Source organism: Sulfitobacter mediterraneus (genome assembly GCF_003054325.1).
Classification (GTDB): domain Bacteria; phylum Pseudomonadota; class Alphaproteobacteria; order Rhodobacterales; family Rhodobacteraceae; genus Sulfitobacter; species Sulfitobacter mediterraneus.
The window spans coordinates 23,630-41,528 of record NZ_QBKU01000007.1 but is presented as its reverse complement, the minus strand read 5'-3'; the positions used below and the strand labels follow the sequence as shown (position 1 = coordinate 41,528).

Here is a 17,899-nt window from a genome sequence, read left to right as displayed (position 1 = left end):
GCCGAGTCTGTATGCACGGCGCGGAACTGTCTGATTATCAAAAAGGGGCTGCCTGATTGGCGGCCCCTTTTCCATGGTGTTTAGCTGTGCACAAAATGCACCTTGTCAAAGGTTTGACGCCATTCTGATACCTCTGGCAAAACCCCCTCTCCACGCAGTCCTGAAGCGATCAAACCTGCCAATCTCGGGGCGTCTGCCTCTGCCATGCCCCAGCGCACAAGCTCAGGTGTGCCGATGCGCAAGCCGTTCAGATCGCCCTCAACCGGATCAATAGGCAGTCCGATCCCGCAGGCCAGAAACCCGGCTTGCCGCAGTGTTTTGGATGCGGCTTGCCCCCCACCAAAACCCTCTGCGAGAACCGCAAATTGATGGGAATGCGTGGCCCCGCCAGCACCGGTAAAGACCGGCACGCCCTCCTCCTGCAACGCCTTTGCCAGCGCCTTGGCCATGGCAATCATCTGTGCTGCATAAGCCAGTCCATGGTCACGCCAATCCAGCATTGTCACCGCCAAAGCTGCCGATTTTGCCGCATCAAAGTTAGCTGTCATCCCGGGAAAAGCGATGGCATCCAAGGCTTTGGCAATTTCTTCATCATTGCTCACGATCAGGCCACCTGCGGGGCCGCCGAGGCTCTTGTAGGTGCTCATTGTCATCAAATGTGCGCCTTCCGCCAAGGGATTTGACCATGCTTTGCCCGCGATAATCCCGCATTGATGTGCGGCATCAAACAGCACCTTGGCCTCCACCTCGTCCGCAATAGATCGGACCCCGGCAACGGGATGTTCAAAGAGGTTCAGACTTCCGCCAATGGTGATCAGTTTGGGCCGCTCCTTCAACGCCAATGCCCGCAATCCATCCAGATCCACGGTATAGCCATCCGCCAACACGGGCGCCTCGATAATCCTCAATCCATATAGGCCGGCGCAGCCCGCGTTGTGGTGGGTCACGTGCCCGCCAATGGTTGCGGGCGGCACGATGATGGTATCGCCGGGTTTGCAAATCGCCATGAAGCCATAAAGATTTGCAATTGCGCCCGATGGCACCCGAATTTCTGCAAAGTTAGCGTCAAAGACCTCGGCACATAGGGCGGCAGAAATCACCTCGATCTCTTCAATCGCCTCAAGCCCCATCTCGTATTTGTCCCCTGGATACCCCAAAGACGGCCGCGAGCCGAGACCGCTGGCCAATAGCGCCTCTGCCTTGGGGTTCATCACATTGGTGGCAGGGTTCAGATTGAAACAGTCCACCTCGTGGATCTGTTTGTTGCGCTGCACCAAGCGTTCGATTTGCGTCATCAGCGCCTCTGAACTTGCCTGCGTTGTCTGACCCGCAATCTCCTGCATCCGTGTTTCACATTGGGCCGGAACCCAGTTTCGTTTGGCCAAAGTCATTTCCACGTCCTTTACTGTTTGACCCAATGTGCGCGGCACAATTGGACAGCGCAAACCAGTTTTGCTATTTCTTGCCCTAGAAAAACTAAGGCTATTGAAATGACTGTCCGCCCCCCGCGCCCAAAGGGGCCACCCTTGACTGCGATGCGCGCGTTTGAAGCGGCGGCGCGACTGGGTGGATTTGTGGCCGCCGCCGAGGAATTGAATGTGACCGCCGGCGCGGTGTCGCAACAGATCAAGGCTTTGGAAGGCTGGGCCGGTGTGGCCCTGTTTCATCGCAGCGCCCAGGGCGTTGTCCTGACCGAGGCAGGCCGCACCTTGCAACCCAGCTTTAGATCCGCGTTTGATGCGCTCGCCGATGCCACCCACGCGCTGCGCAATCTCAGCGCGGAGGTCGAAATTCATATCGCCGCTTTGCCCAGTGTGGCGCAGCTATGGTTGCCGCCCCGTTTGGGCAAAATCCGAAGCCATTTTCCACAGCTAAAGTTTTCGGTCACCGCGATGGAAAAACCGCCCAGCCTTCGGCGTGACCTGTTTGATATGACACTCTTTTTCGGCACTCCGAATCCCAGCGACACATGCATCACCCTTGCCAAAGACGAGATCACACCGGTTGCCGCACCCGCGCTTGCCGCCTCAATCCGCCAAGCAGAGGATCTGGCCGTGGCAACGCGGCTTCAGGATCGTACTTGGCAGCAGGACTGGCCGAATTGGTGCGCGGCCTCGGGGCTTCAGATTGATGATCCAACCGATGGGCCGGGCTATTCGCTTTATAGTCTGGCGGTGGAAGAGGCAAAATCAGGTGCGGGGGTTTTGATGGGGCATCTGTGCCTGATCGAGACCGCGTTGGGCAGCGATCAATTGGTGCCGCTTGGTCTTGAGACAATACCCACCGGCCGCACCCTGATCCTGACCCTGCCCGCCGCAAAATCACGGCGGCCGGTTCTGGAAGAGATCGCTGATTTTCTCAGGGCTTAACCCGGTTAGACCCGCCGCAGCGCCAGCACCGCATTCATGCCGCCAAAGGCAAAAGCGTTGCTGAGCGCCACATCCACCTTGGCCTCGCGGGCGGTGTTGGGCACAACGTCCAATGCGCATTCCGGGTCCGGTTCCTGATAGCCGATGGTCGGCGCAACCACCCCGTCACGCAACGCCATGATGCAAGCCAGCAATTCCACCGCGCCGGTACCGCCAATCAAATGACCATGCATGGATTTGGTCGAGGACATCATCAGATTGTCAGCATGAGGCCCAAATACATCCGCCACGGCAGCGCATTCGGTTTTGTCATTGGCCGCGGTGCCGGTGCCATGGGCGTTGATGTAACCCACCTCTTCGGGGTTGAGTTTTGCATCCTGCAATGCCCCTGAGATCGCCCGCGCCGCGCCCGCCTTGGATGGCATCACGATGTCGGAGGCGTCTGACGACATGGCAAATCCGGCAACCTCACACAGGATATCCGCCCCGCGTGCATGGGCGTGATCGTAGTCTTCGAACACAAAGATCCCGGCCCCTTCGCCCTGCACCATGCCATTGCGATTGGCCGAAAACGGGCGGCATGCATCGCGGCTCATCACGCGCAATCCCTCCCATGCTTTGACCCCGCCAAAGCACAACATGCTTTCTGATCCGCCGGTCACCATCGCGGGCGCCATTCCAGAGCGGACCATGGCAAATGCCTGCGCCATCGCGTGATTGGAGGAGGCACAGGCGGTCGAAACGGTGAAGGACGGCCCCTTGAGGTTGAACTCCATACTGACGTGGCTGGCGGCGGCATTGTTCATCAACTTCGGCACCACAAAGGGATGCACCCGGTTTTTGCCCTCTTCATAAACCGCGCGGTAATTGTCATCCCAAGTCGATACGCCGCCCCCTGCCGTGCCAAGCACCACACCGGATTTTGCGGACAGTTCACCATGAAAACTGAGGCCCGATTGGGCAATCGCCTCTTTCGCGGCGGCCAAAGTGAACTGGGTAAAGCGATCATAGAGAGACATCTGCTGGCGGTTAAAACGGCCCTCGGCCTCAAACCCATGCACCTGCCCGCCGATCTGGATCGACAGGCGTTCAACATCCCGAAATGACAGCGGACCGATGCCGCAGACCCCTTCGCGCATCGCGGTCAGGGTCTCGGGCACCGAATGCCCCAAGGCATTCACAGTCCCTGCGCCGGTGATGACAACCCGTTTCACCTGCCTAACCCTGTTCGGCCTTCAACCGCTCAATCCCGGCAATGATGCTGGCCACGTTGGAAATATCAAAGTCAGACTCGGAGGGGTTGTTGGCATTGAACGGCACCGAAATGTCAAAGGCCTCTTCAATGGCAAAGATGCTTTCGACCAGCCCCAAGCTGTCAATGCCAAGGCTTTCCAGCGTGCTGTCCAGCGTCACATCTTCGGGTTCCAACACCGCCTGCTCGGCAATGATGGCTATGACCTGCTCTTTGATGCTCATCGAGTTCACCCCTGAAACTTGCTCAAGGATGATTTAATCATCCTCGCCGGTCTTGAAAACAGCCTTTTGTAACGCCTTGATGTCACGCAGAACACGCGGCAATCGTCGCAGGGCCTTGTAGCTTTCGACCTGTTTGTCCATTTGGGTCGCCGGATAGCCCAGCATGGTACGGCCCGCTGGCACATTGGACATCAACTTGGTGCCGCCCCCCGCAATCACACCGTCACCGACAAAGATATTGTCGCTGACCCCGCATTGGCCGCCCAGCACCACGTTATCGCCGATCACCGCAGATCCGGCGATGCCGACCTGTCCGCAGATCAACGAGTTTTCACCGACCACCACATTATGCCCCATATGCACCTGATTATCGAGCTTGGTGTTGTTGCCGATCATCGTGTTGCGGATGGTGCCGCAATCAATGGTCGCGCCCATCCCGATTTCAACATCATCGCCGATCGTAACAGATCCAAGCGAATGGATGCGGATCCATTGCTGTGCCTTGCCTTCCCCTTGATCGCCAAGGGTTTTGCGGGCGGTTTCAACGGCACTGGGTTCTGCGGTGACAAAGGAAAACCCGTCGCCGCCAATCCGTGCGCCGGGCTGCGCAATAAAGCGAGCCCCAATCGTCACTCTCGCACCGATGCTGACCTGTTCACGCAGCAAAGCATCCTCGCCGATCTGCACATCGAGGCCGACAAAACAATGCGGCCCGATCACCGATCCGGCACCAATCGTTGCCCCGGCAGAGATAATCGCCAGCGGGCCGATGCTGACATCTTTGCCAATTTGCGCGGTCGGATCGACCACGGCACTAGGATGCACGCCGGGGGCAAACCCCTGCCCTGTGTCCAGCACGCGTGTCATGCCAGCCATGGCGAAGCGCGGACGCTCTGGCAGAATTGCGGCTTTCAGACCAAGGGCCTGCCAGTTGGCACCGGGCCAAAGCATTGCGGCCTGCGCCGCGCCATCCGCAAGCCCTTCGGCGTATTTCGGGCTCATTGCCAAGGCCAGTTGCGCCGGCCCGGCCTGTGCCGGTTCGGAAGCGCCTGTGATGATCAGTGATGTATCTCCGACCGCCTCGGCCCCGATGGCCGCTGCGATCTGTTTAACCGTGAAGGCCATTCGGCACCCCCTGCAAATGTTGCAGGCAGAATTACCCCTGAACGCCGCCCAAGACCACCCCTGCCTTGGACAGAGCGGCCCAGATCCGCGCATCACGCCCGTAGATGTCGGCGCGGTATTCGGTGTGGCCCCGCGCATTGGTCACGGCAGTCCGGTAGATCAGATGCACGGGAACTGGCTCCTTGAGCACAATCTTGGTCTCTTTGCCGGAATTCAGCGCCGCCTTGAACGTGCCCTCTGGATCGTCCGATTGTTTGGCAAGCAGCGCATAGGCAAAATCAAACGGATCGGCCAGACGCACACAGCCATGGCTGAACGCTCGGATGTCTCGGGCAAAGAGGCTCTTGGCCGGGGTGTCGTGCAGATAGATGTTGTGTTTGTTCGGGAACATGAACTTGACGAGACCCAGCGCATTGCTGCGGCTTGGCGGTTGCCGCATGGCAAAGGGGAAGGTCCGTTCGTTATATTTGCTGAAATTCGCAGTGCTGCGATTGACCACCCGGCCCCGACTGTCGGTGATTTCGATATGGCGCACCGCGTTTGGATTACGCTTGAGCTGCGGCAGATATTCCTTGGTGACGATCGAACGCGGCACATACCAGCTTGGGTTGATGATCATATGCTCCATCACATCGGAGAACTCCGGTGTGGGGCGATCTTTTGAAACGGCCCCAACCACAGACCGTGTGCGGAAAGTGACCTTGCCATCGTCGATGACCTTGGCCGAGAAATCAGGGATGTTAACCAGGATATGCCGCTTGCCGCGTTCGGTGTTGAACCAGCGTTCGCGCTCCATCGCGACCAGAACCGATTGCAGGCGCTTTTCCACGCCAACGTTGATCTGCTGCATGGTGGCCGCGCCCGCCACACCGTCGGCGTTCAGCCCATGATCCACCTGAAACTGCTGCACAGCGGCCTGCAAAGTATCATCATAGGTGACCGTGTTGGAACGCGTCAGATAATCCATCGCAATCAAACGGTTGCGCAGCGCAATAACCGCATTTCCTGAGGCACCAGGCTTGAGCGATTTGGCCGGAACACGCGGCCCCCAGCCGCCCTGCTGCAACAGCCGCTCCATCGTGACCTTTTCCTTGATCAGCGCGTTGTATTCCATGCTGCGCGGCGGCAATGACCGGAAGAATGTCGCCGGTTTCGTCTCTGCCAGACCGGTCAAATAGGCGCTGCGATCACGGTAGGGAATGTCGCGCACGATCCGGCTATCGACGCGGTTGGGGATCAACATGCCCGTCTGCACATCACGGGCGTATTTGAGAAACAGTTTGCTCAGCTCGACCTCGACGATGCCGCGATCCCGCGGGGTCTTGGCCGAACGCAGCAGATCCATCAGCCCTTGCGGGTCATAACGTGCCACGGGCAGCCCGTGATCATTCGCGTTTTCAATTGCATGCAGCAGCGCGGCCCGGCGGGCGCGATCGGCCTCACCTGCCCCGGTCCAGATCGGTGTATAGCCGTTGGTCCGGTAAAAACTGGCGATATCCTGATCTCGGGCTGCGGTTTCGGCAACCGCCTGTTTGAAGGCCGTCACCTGCGCAAAGGCCGGTTGCGGCGCGGTCATGGTGACACTCAAGCCAATTGTCACCGTTACTGCCAGCAAACCCCGGCGCAAAAAGGAATCGCGCATCATCATTATCCCCGAAAAACCAATAAACGTCCTGTTCTTGTCGGAAATGCTCCCACGTCTGTCCATTCACAAAACCGCAAGACCTTAAACAACCCTTAACCTGATGCCCAAAAAACACCCGGTTTGCCGGATCTGACAGAGGTGTTTGATCACTTTTGGCAGAAATTCGCCTAAAAAAGCAGTGGGATGGAACCAATCGGATTCAACACTTGGTTCATGATTCCCGCTATGTCATAAAGTTGACGCATCTGGGGGACAGATGAACGGCCTATGTAACATCATGGCCACAGGCAGACGACGGGACAGAAGACTTATGGCAGGCAATGATAGCACCTCGGGCATGACCCGGCGCGCCGTTTTGGGCGCTTTCGCCGCAACCACACTGACCGCGGCACCCACGTTCTCCAATGCAGCAGGCTTTCTGCGCGGCGCAGGCGACATTCGCCGCATCCGCATGTATTCCGGCCGAACTGGCGAACGCATCGACATGATCTATTGGATCGAAGGCCAGTACATCAAAGATGCTGTGAAAGAGGTGAACTATTTCATGCGTGACTGGCGCACCGATGGCGTCAAAAGCATTGATCTGCGCACCGTCGATATCATGGCCGCCTCGCACAACCTGCTGGACGTGAACGAACCCTACATGTTGCTGTCCGGCTATCGCAGCCCCAAGACCAACGCGATGTTGCGGTCCCGGTCGCGCGGCGTTGCCAAGAATTCCCTGCACATGCGCGGCCAAGCTGCGGATCTGCGGTTGTCCTCGCGGTCGGTGCACCAGATGGCCCGTGCGGCAACCGCCTGTCAGGGCGGCGGCGTTGGCCGCTACTCCCGCTCCAACTTTGTTCATATGGATTGCGGTATTGTTCGGTCCTGGGGCGGTTAAGCCTTTCAGGAATACGAATACGACAGGCGCCTTTCGAGGCGCCTTTTTTATGCGTCAGGTCTAACTTTGATCTGCCCTGGGCCGGATCATCATCGCGCCATAGGACAAGGCAAACCCGCCAAAGGCGATGACCCAGGCCGCGCCCGAAACCGCATGCAGGATGCCCTGCTGCTCTGGCCAGTTGCCCGCAAGCCACCGCAAAATAACTGAAATCACGATTGCGGCGTAGATCACCACCGTCACTGGATCACTGATCAGAGCCCGCCCGGAATGGCCAAGCGAGGCGCGGGTCATCACCGCAAGTGTCATCACCCCAAGCGCCCCTGCCATCCAAAGATGCTGTGCCGCCGCACCATTGCCAAAACCCAAGATGCCAAGCCCGATGGCCAGCGCCCCAAGCGGCACAAAAGCATAACCCAGATGCAGAATGACCACCAAAGGCTCTGCCAAAGTGAGATGTCCGGCCCAGCGGCCCAGCCGGAGCAGATGCAGGCACCCCGCCAATACCAAAAGCCCACCTGAAACGGCCCAATCTGGCATGGCCAGCCAACTGATCATGGCGGCCAGCAAGGCCAGCAGCGCGATCTTGTCAAATCCGGCCATCACCGGCGCGGGCAATACGGCGCTGCCCTGTTTGACCAACCAATTGCGCGTAAACGCCGGCACTATGCGCCCGCCAATCACCGCAACCATCATCACTGCCGCGCTGATGCCGATCCGCAGCCCAATGCCCTGCGCGGCATATTCACCGCCTGCCGCCTCAAAATGAAACACAGCATTGCCGCCCAGAAAGGCCAGCAGCATCGCGACCACAATCAGATTGCGCCAGTTCTGACCCGCGACTATCTCGCGCAACAGCCAAACCAGCACGGCCGCCAAAAACGCCAGATCAAGCGCGATGACCAAAGCGGCCGGCCACCACATTGCCGTGAGAACCGCCAGCCGCCCCAAAAACCACAACAATAACAATGCGATCAGCGGCGCGCCTGACAGCGCTGCGCGTCCTGTCCAATTGGGCACCGCCGTCAGCAAAAACCCGGCGATCACCGCGCTGAGATACCCAAACAGAAAGGCATGTGCATGCCATGACACCGGATCAAGCCCTATGGGCAATGCCAGCACGTCAAACATCTGCGCCAACCAAAGCGCCATGACCGCCACCGCCCAAAGCGCCGCGCCGAGGAAAAACGGGCGAAACCCAAGGGAAAAGAACATCGCAAGCGGTGAACGGGGTTGTGAAGTGGTATCGGTCATGCGCCTGCCTTTGATCGTTGTTGACGCATATTCAACTCTCAATGGCGATTGTCAGTGATCTGGATCAACTGAACAGACAGAAATCCTACCCCTGCACGGCCCGCCGAAACCCGGCCTCGCTGAAATCTGTAAACATCTGCACGAGATCCCCCGTGTCATCGCCCTGCCCCGACAGATCATCAATCCGCCAGCGTGAGGCACACAGCGATAACATGCCAGATACCATATAGACCAATGCCGCCGCCAAACGCGCCTGTGATGCGCCGGGCAAAACTTGTGCAAAAGCGGCCAGAAACACCTTGGCTGTCGGATCGAAATGCTGGCTCGCAATCGCCCGCCACCGATCATCTGCGGACACATAGGCAATCAGGCGCCCATAGGCCAACCAACCGGGATCACCGCCCAGAACACGGTCCAGAAACGGATGGGTAAAGCAACAGATCACACCGCGCAGGGTCACGTCACCTTTTGCTTGCAAGGCTGTCAGCGCCGCAGTTCTGGCACCTGACAAAGCAGCAGCGCGCCGCGCCACGACAGCGGCAAACAAGGCCTCTTTTGATCCGCCATGATGATGCACCAAGGCGCCCTGAACCCCGGCCAAGGCGGCAATATCGCGGATGGTTGCCGCATCAAACCCATGCGCCGCAAAGATCTGTTCTGCGGCATCGAAAATACGCACACGGGTTTCAAGCGACCGTTTACTGGGTGCCCTTTGCCGTTGTTTTTGTTCAGTTATTACATTCATTTCAAATTTATCTTGCCTTATTTTGAACGCTTGTTCAATCTAAATCAAATTTCAAGGCAAGGACGCACCACATGCCACAGGATCAAACCCCCTTGGGGGCCTCGGAAAAATTTGCGCTGATCGGTGCGGGGCCCATGGGCCTTGCCGCAGCCAAAGTCATGACCGAACAGGGCATTCCATTTCAGGGATTTGAGTTGCATTCAGATGTGGGCGGTCTGTGGGATATCGATGCGCCGCGTTCAACCATGTATGAAACCGCTCATTTGATCTCGTCGAAAACCATGACCGAATTTGCCGATTTCCCCATGCGGGAGGACGTGGCTGAATATCCCTCCCACACCGAGATGAAGCGATATTTTCAAGATTTTGCAGCGCACTACGGCCTCTACTCAAAGTATCACTTTAACACTGAAGTTCTCTCTGCCGTGCCGCTTGGGGCGGCGGGCGCAGGTTGGCGCGTCACGTGGCGCGACGCGCAGGGCAAAGAGCAAACGGATGTTTTTGCCGGCGTCATGATCGCCAACGGCACCCTCTCAGAGCCGAACATGCCCACCTTCAAGGGTCAGTTTGACGGCGAGCTGATTCACGCTGCCAACTACCGCGATCCGCATCAATTCACCGGAAAACGGGTTTTGATTGTCGGCGCGGGCAACTCCGGCTGTGACATCGCGGTGGATGCCATTCACCACGGCCAAACCTGCGATATCTCGATGCGGCGCGGCTATTATTTTGTGCCCAAATACGTCTTTGGGAAACCTGCCGATACCATGGGCGGGATGATCAAGCTGCCGATGTGGCTCAAACGCAAGGTCGACGGGATGATCCTGAAATGGTTTGTCGGAGATCCGCAGAAATACGGATTTCCCAAACCCGATTATGCGCTTTACGAAAGCCACCCTGTGGTCAACTCGCTGATCCTGTTTCATGCCGGGCATGGCGATCTGAAAGTGCGACCCGATATTGATCATCTGGACGGCAAAACCGTTCATTTTGCGGATGGAACGCAGGCCGAATATGACATGATCCTGACCGCGACGGGTTACCGCCTGCACTACCCCTTTATCGAAGACACACTGCTCAACTGGCAGGGCGACGCGCCGCATCTGTTCTTGAATACCATGCACCCGGACCGCGATGATCTGTTTGTGCTGGGCATGGTCGAGGCCTCTGGTTTGGGCTGGCAAGGACGGCATGAACAGGCGGAGATGGTTGCCCGCTATATCAAGGGCCTGCGCGAGGGACGCACCGCAGCCAAAGCCCTACAAGCCGAAAAATCGAGCGGTTTCAAACGGATGACCGGCGGCACCAAGTACCTCAAGCTACCGCGCATGGCCTATTATGTGGACAAGGCCACCTACCGCAAGGCGGTCACCACATGGATCGGCGCATTGGGAGGCACCAGCAAATGACAGATCTCGATGACATAATGCTGAACTTTAGCCCGGCCAGCCTGACCTTGCTCAACGCCATTTTGGCAATTGTGATGTTCTCGGTCGCGCTGGACCTCAAGGGGGATGATTTCAAACGCCTGATGCGCACACCCAAGCCTGTCGTGACCGGGCTGATCTCACAATTTGTGGTCCTGCCGGTGCTGACCTTCCTTCTGGTGCTTGTGCTGCAGCCGCGCGCCTCCATCGCGCTGGGTCTGATCCTTGTGGCGGCCTGTCCGGGGGGTAATATCTCAAACTTTATCTCGCACCGCGCGGGCGGTAATGCGGCGCTGTCTGTGTCGATGACCGGGTTTGCCACGGTGGGGGCGATCCTGCTGACCCCGCTGAACATCGCGTTCTGGGGCAATCTCTATGAACCGAGCCGCGCCATCTTGCAGGCCACGGCCATTGATCCATGGCAGATCGCCCTGACCGTGACCTTGATGTTGATCCTGCCGCTTATTCTGGGTGTCCTGCTCAACCGCAACAAACCGGCCCTCGCCGACCGCATTCGGCGGCCCTTACAGAACCTGTCGATGCTGATCTTTGTTGCCTTTATCGTGCTGGCATTGGCGGCAAATTGGGCGTTCTTTTTGGGCTATGCCCATTACGTTGCCCTGCTTGTTGTGTTGCACAACGCTTTGGCGCTGGCGGGCGGATATGGCACCGCGACACTTGCCGGATTGTCGCCATTTGACCGCCGCGCCGTGACGATAGAGACCGGTATCCAGAATTCAGGTCTGGGGCTGGTGTTGATCTTTGGCTTCTTTGGCGGCTTGGGCGGCATGGCCGTTGTGGCGGCATTTTGGGGCATCTGGCATGCGATCTCTGGCCTTGCCTTGGCCAAGGTGATGTCGCGCAGCGAAGCCGCGCGATGACCCGGATTTTGATCACAGGCGCCGCGGGTGCCGTTGGCCGCGCCCTGCTCTCCCAACTGGCCAGCGCGGGCGAGCACGAGGTCATTGCAACAGATCTGGCAGCCCCCTCTGATTTGCCAGATGGTATAAAGTTTGCGCCCCTGGACGTACGCGGCCAAGATCCAGATACCGCCATCGCCGCCCATCGGCCCGAGGTTGTCATTCATCTGGCCTCCATTGTCGGGCATACAACCCGTGAATTTGCCTATTCCGTGGATGTCACGGGATCGCAAAACGTGATTGCGGCCTGCCTCAAACATGGGGTGCGCAGGTTGGTGGTGACCTCTTCGGGGGCGGCCTATGGCTATCACCCTGACAACCCCGAATGGCTCAAGGAAACAGATGCCCTACGCGGAAACGCCGAATTTGCCTATGCCGATCACAAACGGCAGGTCGAAGAAATGCTGTCCCAGACCCGCAGAGACCATCCGCATCTGGAGCAAGTGATCCTACGGGTTGGCACGGTGCTTGGGGCCGGGTTGGAAAACCAGATCACCGCGCTGTTTCACAAACCGCGGCTACTGGCCGTTACAGGAAGCGACAGCCCGTTTGTGTTCATCTGGACGCAGGATCTGGCACGGATTTTGTACCGGGCGGCAACGGATGGACCGGCGGGGATCTTTAATGTGGCGGGCGATGGTGCACTTGGCATCCCTGATCTGGCACAGCGCTTGGGCAAGCCGGTTCTGCGCCTGCCGCCTGCCTTGCTCAGACTGGCGCTGGCAGTGGCCAAACCCCTCAAACTCTCGCGTTACGGGCCGGAACAGGTGCGGTTTTTGCAATATCGGCCCGTTTTGAACAACACCGCGCTGAAAACCGTGTTTGGCTATGAACCGGAACTAAGCAGCGCAGAAACCTTTGACCTTTGGCGCAAGGCGGCCGGACTATGACCCACAGAACCGCGATCATCACAGGCGGCGCTGGCGGGCTTGGCCTTGCCCTCGACAATGCATTGCGCGGCAAAGGTTGGCACACGGTGTTGATCGATTTGCCCGGTCCGGCCTTGAACGCATTGGAAGACATCGAGGGCCGCCGCGCCCTGCCCTGCGATCTCACAGACAGCGCGGCATTGTCGGCCCTTTGCGGCCAGATCCGCGATCATTGCCCAACCATTGATCTGGTGATCTACAATGCCGGTGTGACCCATATCGGACCCTGCGCGGAACTGACCGAAAGCACCCATAGAAAAGTCTTTGACATCAATTACTTTGCTGCAACGCGCATGGCGCAAGAGCTGCAAACCGAGCTACGCAAATCCAATGGCACACATCTGGCGGTTTCTTCTGTTGCGGGGTTTTCGCCATTGCTGCACCGCACCGCCTATGCCGCCAGCAAACATGCGCTGGAGGGGTTTTTTAAATCCCTGCGGGCCGAAGAGGCAGCCCACGGCGTTCAGGTGATGATCGCCGCGCCCAGTTTTGTTGCCACCAACCTTGGCAATGCGCAGGCGCAGGACAATGGCATCGCCCGCCCCGGATCGGCCACCGATGGCGTCGATTACATGAGCCCTGACGATGCGGCAAAAGTGATTTTGAATGGGTTGGAACGGGGCAAACCGTTTATCCCGGTTGGGCGCATTGCGCGGCTGTCTTATTTGATCAACCGCGCGTCACCTGCCCTGTTTGAATGGCTGATGCGGCGTAAAATAGGATGATCAAGCCGCCGAGAACGGATCATCCAGAATGCCAACAAGCGGCATCAGGAATGCCCCATCGGTTGGATCAATCGCATCAGCAAAGAAGCCATCAATGGCGGCAACCGCCGCATCGCGGCTGGCATCAGAACCGGTAAAGAGCGCCATCGCGGCCATCGCATCATCCACATCCGACATACCTTTGTGCACCGCGAAATAGGCCCCGATGTCAACTTTGGTGGTCAGATAGGCTTGATCGGCCTCTTGCTGTGCGACAAAATCCGGCCCCAACTCCGGTTTCGGATCGGCCCGCGCACCGCGCAAAACCTCTAGGATAAACTGATCGCGCTCGACTGCGCCCTGATCCAGAAGGCCCACCCAGAAATCAATGCCGGCCTGATCCGGGGTTCGGCCCAGAACATTGCTGTAGACCGAATGGGCAAAAGCAAGGTTGGTTGTGCCATCGGGATAGGATGCCTCAAACTCATCCTGATCAATAAACAGGGTCGCCATCTGCTCAAGCGTTGAACCCGTGGCAAAAGCGGTGCCCCAGAAATGCAGGCCCACTGCATCAGGCGCCCGGTTGAAGTAAGCGATGTAAAGCTCAACAAAGCTTTCCAGCTCAGTCTCCGACAGGCCCGCAGGCCCGGCGAAACGCGCCAGTTCAAAGGGCGTATCGTTGATATTGCTATCAAAATCAAGGAATTCAATATCAATCAACTGATCAACGCCGTTCTCACCCGCACGCCGGTCTTCGATCGACAACCCATCGGGTGCAACCGTCAGGGTGTAGCTGGCCTGCGCACCACTAAAGGCCGCAGTGTCGGTGCCTTCGCCGCCATTCAGCGTGTCATTGCCCGCGCCCCCCGTGAGGGTATCCTCGCCCGCGTTGGCGGTGATCGTGTCATTGCCGCCATCACCCAACAACGTGTCATTGCCAACGCCCGAGGTCATCAGATCATTGCCATCACCGCCCTCGGCATAAAACGCCGAACTGGCGCTGACACCATCAATGTGGTCATTGCCGCCATCAAGGAAGATACGGTCTGAATCTTCGTCATTTCCAATGAAAACTAAGTCATTGCCGCCACCGCCGTGGATCTCGTCATCGCCTTGGCTGCCGGCAAGCAAGTCATTGCCATCACCGCCAAACAGCGTATCCGCGCCGATACCGCCAATCAGTGTATCAAGTCCACCGCGGCCATAGACCAGATCATCGCCATCGCGGGCAAACACATGGTCATCCCCCGATCCGGCATCAATCTCATCGGCACCAAAAAGGCCCTCGATCTCGTCATTGCCTGCGCCGCCCAAAAGGGTGTCATCGCCGTGACCACCGCGCAACGTGTCATCACCCTCACCGCCGATCAGGGAATCGTCACCAGACTGACCGGTCAATGAATCATTGCCCTCCAACCCTTCCAGCGTATCGGCCCCATCGCCGCCCGCCAGATCATCATCTTCATCGGTGCCTGTGTCGGTGATGCCTTCGATAAACTCAGTGCCATCAAATTCGACAGAGGAAACAGCGCCGTTCAAGGGCCCTTTGTCGGCGGCATTGGCCGCGCCGACTTGCGCTGTGTCGCGATCAACATCTGCGGGAATTGCACCCTGCCCCTGTGCCAAAAGACTGCCTGCTTTACTCAGGCTCATCACCCCGGCCGCATCCACAGCCACAGTCCATTGCGCCGTTTCCCCAGCGACAATTGCATCATCCGCAGAAATCGCATGGCGCTGGCCGCCGAGGAAAACAACAAACTCCAAGGTTGCCGAATTGCTGATCTGGGCCAGCAAGATGTCATCCTGCCGCGTGCCATCGCCAAAATCAAAAACCGTTTGCCCGGTGCCACCGATCACGGTGTCAAAACGGGCGGTTACGGTCAGTGAAAAGGCACCGTTGATGTCTGGCATAGTAATAATCGGCATGACGTTGATCTCTCATTTGCATACGTGCTTGGCCGGACGCTGCCGCACAAAGGCAGCAACTAAGCGGCAGAAATCTGTCTAAAGGATGGAAATCCCTGCCGCAAACAACTTTAACGCGACTATCGACAAAGGCCAGAGTGCTGCCCCAACGTCTAAAACGTCGGAGGCGTGCAGGCGCTGACGATCCGGCAAATGCTCTGGCCCGTGTTCCGAAACCGATGCGGCTTGCGGCTGTCAAAGAGGTAACCCTCGCCGACCCCCAGAACCTGCACCTGATCTTCGACAGTGATCTCGATCTCGCCCTCCATGATGATCCCGGCTTCTTCGCCTGCGTGGGACAGAAACTCTGGCCCGGTATCAGCGCCGGGTGGATAGGTTTCATCCAGCAATTGCAGGGTGTGGCTGCTGGCATTGCCAAGCTGGCGCAGAGACACAGGCGCGTCACCAAACTGCGGCGCGATCTCGGTGAAATCTTCGGGCGCGTAGAAATATTTGGGCTGCTCGGCCTCTTCGATGGTCGCAAAAAACTCCGCAATGCTCATCGGTATCGCATCCAGCAGGCTCTTGAGAGAGGCCACCGACGGGCTGGTCTTGTTCTTCTCGATCAAGGACACGGTGCCATTGGTCAGCCCCGCGCGGGCGGCAAGTTCCCGCTGAGACAACCCATGCGATTTGCGCAACGCTTGCAGCTTTTTGCCTATGTCCACCCCGGTGATCCTTTGTCTGTCGCCGCTTTTCTCTTGCAAGATCAAGGTACTGCAACTCGCATTCGGCTGTAACCCATTTCCATAGGGCTTTTATGACCATTTGGCCCGGAAATGGACAGGTCAAATCCAACTGTCTCAATCCGTATTGACAGATAAATTTAACAGCGTATGAGAATTTTAAACACCCCCGAAAGTGCTCGGTCGTGTTCCCCTTGTGACAGGAAACTCTGATATGACCACCACCACAAAGAAAAAGACCCGCAAAACGCCCGCAAAAAGCAAGGCCAACATCTCTATCGTGCCAACGGTTGAGGCAGGCAAGGTGACCAACGCCGAACTGGTTGCACGCCGCGATGCTTCCGTCGCCCGCGGTGTGGCCTCTGCTGCGTCGATCTATGCCAGCCGCGCCGAAAACTCGGAGTTGTGGGACGTCGAAGGCAACCGTTATGTGGATTTCGCAGGCGGCATTGCTGTGCTGAACACCGGCCACCGCCACCCCAAAGTGATCGCGGCCGCAAAGGCACAAGAAGATCACTACACCCACACCAGCTTTCAGGTTGTGCCTTACGAGCCCTATGTCGCGCTGGCCGAAAAGCTGAACGCGCTGGCCCCCGGTGATCACGCCAAGAAATCCCTTCTGGTCACAACAGGTGCCGAGGCCGTTGAAAACGCGGTGAAAATCGCCCGCGCAGCCACGGGCCGTCCGGGCGTCATCGCCTTTACCGGCGGGTATCATGGCCGCACCTTGCTGACGCTTGGCATGACCGGCAAAGTGTCACCCTACAAAAAAGACGTCGGCCCCTTTCCGTCCGACATCTTCCGCGCACCGTTCCCAAGCCTGCGTGACGGCATCACCGTCGAAGACGCGCTGACCGGTTTGCAGAACCTGTTCCTCACCGACGCCCAGCCAGAGCGTGTGGCGGCGATCATCATCGAGCCTGTTTTGGGCGAAGGCGGTTATACACCGGTTCCGTTCGAAATGATGCAAGCCCTGCGCGAGATCTGCGACACCCACGGTATCTTGTTGATTGCAGACGAAATTCAAGCCGGTTTTGGCCGTACCGGCACATGGTTCGCGGTGGAACATTCCGGCGTTGTCCCGGATCTGATCACTGTCGCGAAATCCATGGCAGGCGGTTATCCCATCGCGGGCGTGATTGGCCGCGCCGAGGTGATGGACGCGGTGATCCCCGGCGGTTTGGGCGGCACATACGGCGGCAACCCGGTGGCCTGCGCGGCGGCACTGGCCGCGATTGATGCGATTGAAGAAGAAGGCCTGCTGGCCCGCTCCACCGCGCTTGGCGAACACTTCCGTGCCCGTTTCTCTGAAATCGGTGCGCGCGTGGCCCCGTTCCGCATGTGGGATATTCGTGGGTTGGGTGCAATGCTGGCGGTCGAGTTCGTCACCGACTTTGAAACCGCAACGCCCGATGCCGATCTGACCAAAGCCGTTGTTGCCCATGCGCTGAAGCGCGGCTTGATCCTGCTGGCGTGCGGGATGCACGGCAACGCGCTGCGGATCATGGTGCCGCTGACGGCGTCAGACGCGATCATCGACGAAGGCATTGCCATTTTCGAAGAGGCATTGGTTGCTGCAATTGCAGAGCAGAACGCCTGATCCCGACCAAAACAGATAAAAAGGGGCGGGCCGCCACGCCTGCCCCTTTTTTGTGCGCCCTGAAAAACGTCCCGTTTTTTCTCGGACAATTGGCCGCCACCGCAGTTAATTTCCGGTATGCGGCTAGGGATTTCGACGAATTTCGCGCATTTCGTTAAAAATATTAAACAA

General features: G+C 58.1%; 16 protein-coding genes. 7 read left to right on the top strand and 9 right to left on the bottom strand.

The genetic code is table 11. The annotated features are described in order from the left end of the window. Positions 1-80 precede the first annotated feature (80 nt). Entirely contained in the window at positions 81-1,391 is a 1,311-nt protein-coding gene (locus C8N31_RS12350; RefSeq protein WP_025046357.1) for a serine hydroxymethyltransferase, read from the bottom strand. A gap of 144 nt (positions 1,392-1,535) precedes the next feature. Between C8N31_RS12350 and C8N31_RS12345 the strand changes: the two genes are divergently transcribed. After that, positions 1,536-2,369: a LysR family transcriptional regulator gene (locus tag C8N31_RS12345; protein ID WP_231476659.1), complete on the top strand. Its 834-nt coding sequence runs from the start codon at positions 1,536-1,538 to the stop codon at positions 2,367-2,369. A gap of 5 nt (positions 2,370-2,374) precedes the next feature. Here C8N31_RS12345 and C8N31_RS12340 read toward each other — a convergent pair whose 3' ends face one another. Genes C8N31_RS12340 through C8N31_RS12325 form a run of 4 tightly spaced genes read right to left on the bottom strand, consistent with a single transcriptional unit; the run spans position 2,375 to position 6,615 of the window. Further along, the gene (locus C8N31_RS12340; RefSeq protein ID WP_025046359.1) at positions 2,375-3,583 is read right to left on the bottom strand and encodes a beta-ketoacyl-[acyl-carrier-protein] synthase family protein; all 1,209 of its coding nucleotides are present in this window, start codon (positions 3,581-3,583) and stop codon (positions 2,375-2,377) included. Between the two features lie 4 nt (positions 3,584-3,587). Beyond that, positions 3,588-3,845, bottom strand: a complete 258-nt coding sequence (locus C8N31_RS12335; RefSeq protein WP_025046360.1) for an acyl carrier protein — start codon at positions 3,843-3,845, stop codon at positions 3,588-3,590. A 33-nt stretch (positions 3,846-3,878) separates the two neighbouring features. Next, positions 3,879-4,970: a UDP-3-O-(3-hydroxymyristoyl)glucosamine N-acyltransferase gene (gene lpxD / locus C8N31_RS12330; RefSeq protein WP_025046361.1), complete on the bottom strand. Its 1,092-nt coding sequence runs from the start codon at positions 4,968-4,970 to the stop codon at positions 3,879-3,881. A gap of 31 nt (positions 4,971-5,001) precedes the next feature. Further along, positions 5,002-6,615: a L,D-transpeptidase family protein gene (locus C8N31_RS12325; RefSeq protein WP_025046362.1), complete on the bottom strand. Its 1,614-nt coding sequence runs from the start codon at positions 6,613-6,615 to the stop codon at positions 5,002-5,004. Between the two features lie 337 nt (positions 6,616-6,952). On the opposite strand from C8N31_RS12325, the gene mepK reads away from it, so the two are divergent. After that, a complete protein-coding gene (gene mepK, locus C8N31_RS12320) occupies positions 6,953-7,498 on the top strand; it encodes a peptidoglycan L,D-endopeptidase MepK (RefSeq protein ID WP_174233548.1) in 546 nt (181 codons plus the stop codon). 60 nt (positions 7,499-7,558) lie between these two features. On the opposite strand, the gene C8N31_RS12315 is transcribed toward mepK, so the two are convergent. Next, entirely contained in the window at positions 7,559-8,752 is a 1,194-nt protein-coding gene (locus C8N31_RS12315; RefSeq protein ID WP_025046364.1) for an NnrS family protein, read from the bottom strand. An 85-nt stretch (positions 8,753-8,837) separates the two neighbouring features. After that, the gene (locus C8N31_RS12310) at positions 8,838-9,431 is read right to left on the bottom strand and encodes a TetR/AcrR family transcriptional regulator (protein WP_231476653.1); all 594 of its coding nucleotides are present in this window, start codon (positions 9,429-9,431) and stop codon (positions 8,838-8,840) included. A gap of 137 nt (positions 9,432-9,568) precedes the next feature. Here C8N31_RS12310 and C8N31_RS12305 point away from each other — a divergent pair, with 137 nt between their 5' ends. The 4 genes from C8N31_RS12305 to C8N31_RS12290 are packed head-to-tail and all read left to right on the top strand — an operon-like array spanning position 9,569 to position 13,498. Next, positions 9,569-10,906, top strand: a complete 1,338-nt coding sequence (locus C8N31_RS12305) for a flavin-containing monooxygenase (RefSeq protein WP_025046366.1) — start codon at positions 9,569-9,571, stop codon at positions 10,904-10,906. Continuing rightward, positions 10,903-11,805 (top strand): bile acid:sodium symporter family protein, encoded by a 903-nt coding sequence (locus tag C8N31_RS12300; RefSeq protein WP_025046367.1) that lies wholly within the window; start codon positions 10,903-10,905, stop codon positions 11,803-11,805. Before C8N31_RS12305 ends, C8N31_RS12300 begins: the two co-directional genes overlap by 4 nt. Next, positions 11,802-12,734, top strand: a complete 933-nt coding sequence (locus C8N31_RS12295; protein ID WP_025046368.1) for an SDR family oxidoreductase — start codon at positions 11,802-11,804, stop codon at positions 12,732-12,734. The genes C8N31_RS12300 and C8N31_RS12295 overlap by 4 nt, the downstream gene beginning before the upstream one ends. Next, complete coding sequence (locus C8N31_RS12290) at positions 12,731-13,498, top strand: SDR family NAD(P)-dependent oxidoreductase (protein ID WP_037917408.1); 768 nt, start codon at positions 12,731-12,733, stop codon at positions 13,496-13,498. The genes C8N31_RS12295 and C8N31_RS12290 overlap by 4 nt, the downstream gene beginning before the upstream one ends. Here the strand turns inward: C8N31_RS12290 and C8N31_RS20645 are convergent, their stop codons facing one another. Both C8N31_RS20645 and C8N31_RS12280 read right to left on the bottom strand, forming a co-directional pair. Beyond that, positions 13,499-15,403 carry a DUF4214 domain-containing protein gene (locus tag C8N31_RS20645; RefSeq protein ID WP_156026837.1) on the bottom strand — a complete coding sequence of 635 codons (1,905 nt, stop codon included), beginning with the start codon at positions 15,401-15,403 and terminating at the stop codon, positions 13,499-13,501. A 152-nt stretch (positions 15,404-15,555) separates the two neighbouring features. Then, complete coding sequence (locus C8N31_RS12280; protein ID WP_025046370.1) at positions 15,556-16,110, bottom strand: cupin domain-containing protein; 555 nt, start codon at positions 16,108-16,110, stop codon at positions 15,556-15,558. Positions 16,111-16,342: 232 nt separating this feature from the next. Between C8N31_RS12280 and gabT the strand changes: the two genes are divergently transcribed. Beyond that, complete coding sequence (gabT, locus tag C8N31_RS12275) at positions 16,343-17,728, top strand: 4-aminobutyrate--2-oxoglutarate transaminase (protein WP_025046371.1); 1,386 nt, start codon at positions 16,343-16,345, stop codon at positions 17,726-17,728. Positions 17,729-17,899: the final 171 nt, after the last annotated feature.

Coding starts and splice junctions, on each gene's coding strand:
- mepK (WP_174233548.1), top strand. CDS start 6,953: ATGACCCGGCGCGCCGTTTTGGGCGCTTTCGCCGCAACCACACTGACC.
- lpxD (WP_025046361.1), bottom strand. CDS start 4,970: ATGGCCTTCACGGTTAAACAGATCGCAGCGGCCATCGGGGCCGAGGCG.
- C8N31_RS12335 (WP_025046360.1), bottom strand. CDS start 3,845: ATGAGCATCAAAGAGCAGGTCATAGCCATCATTGCCGAGCAGGCGGTG.
- C8N31_RS12305 (WP_025046366.1), top strand. CDS start 9,569: ATGCCACAGGATCAAACCCCCTTGGGGGCCTCGGAAAAATTTGCGCTG.
- C8N31_RS12345 (WP_231476659.1), top strand. CDS start 1,536: ATGCGCGCGTTTGAAGCGGCGGCGCGACTGGGTGGATTTGTGGCCGCC.
- C8N31_RS12350 (WP_025046357.1), bottom strand. CDS start 1,391: ATGACTTTGGCCAAACGAAACTGGGTTCCGGCCCAATGTGAAACACGG.
- gabT (WP_025046371.1), top strand. CDS start 16,343: ATGACCACCACCACAAAGAAAAAGACCCGCAAAACGCCCGCAAAAAGC.
- C8N31_RS12315 (WP_025046364.1), bottom strand. CDS start 8,752: ATGACCGATACCACTTCACAACCCCGTTCACCGCTTGCGATGTTCTTT.
- C8N31_RS12300 (WP_025046367.1), top strand. CDS start 10,903: ATGACAGATCTCGATGACATAATGCTGAACTTTAGCCCGGCCAGCCTG.
- C8N31_RS20645 (WP_156026837.1), bottom strand. CDS start 15,403: ATGCCGATTATTACTATGCCAGACATCAACGGTGCCTTTTCACTGACC.
- C8N31_RS12295 (WP_025046368.1), top strand. CDS start 11,802: ATGACCCGGATTTTGATCACAGGCGCCGCGGGTGCCGTTGGCCGCGCC.
- C8N31_RS12290 (WP_037917408.1), top strand. CDS start 12,731: ATGACCCACAGAACCGCGATCATCACAGGCGGCGCTGGCGGGCTTGGC.
- C8N31_RS12325 (WP_025046362.1), bottom strand. CDS start 6,615: ATGATGCGCGATTCCTTTTTGCGCCGGGGTTTGCTGGCAGTAACGGTG.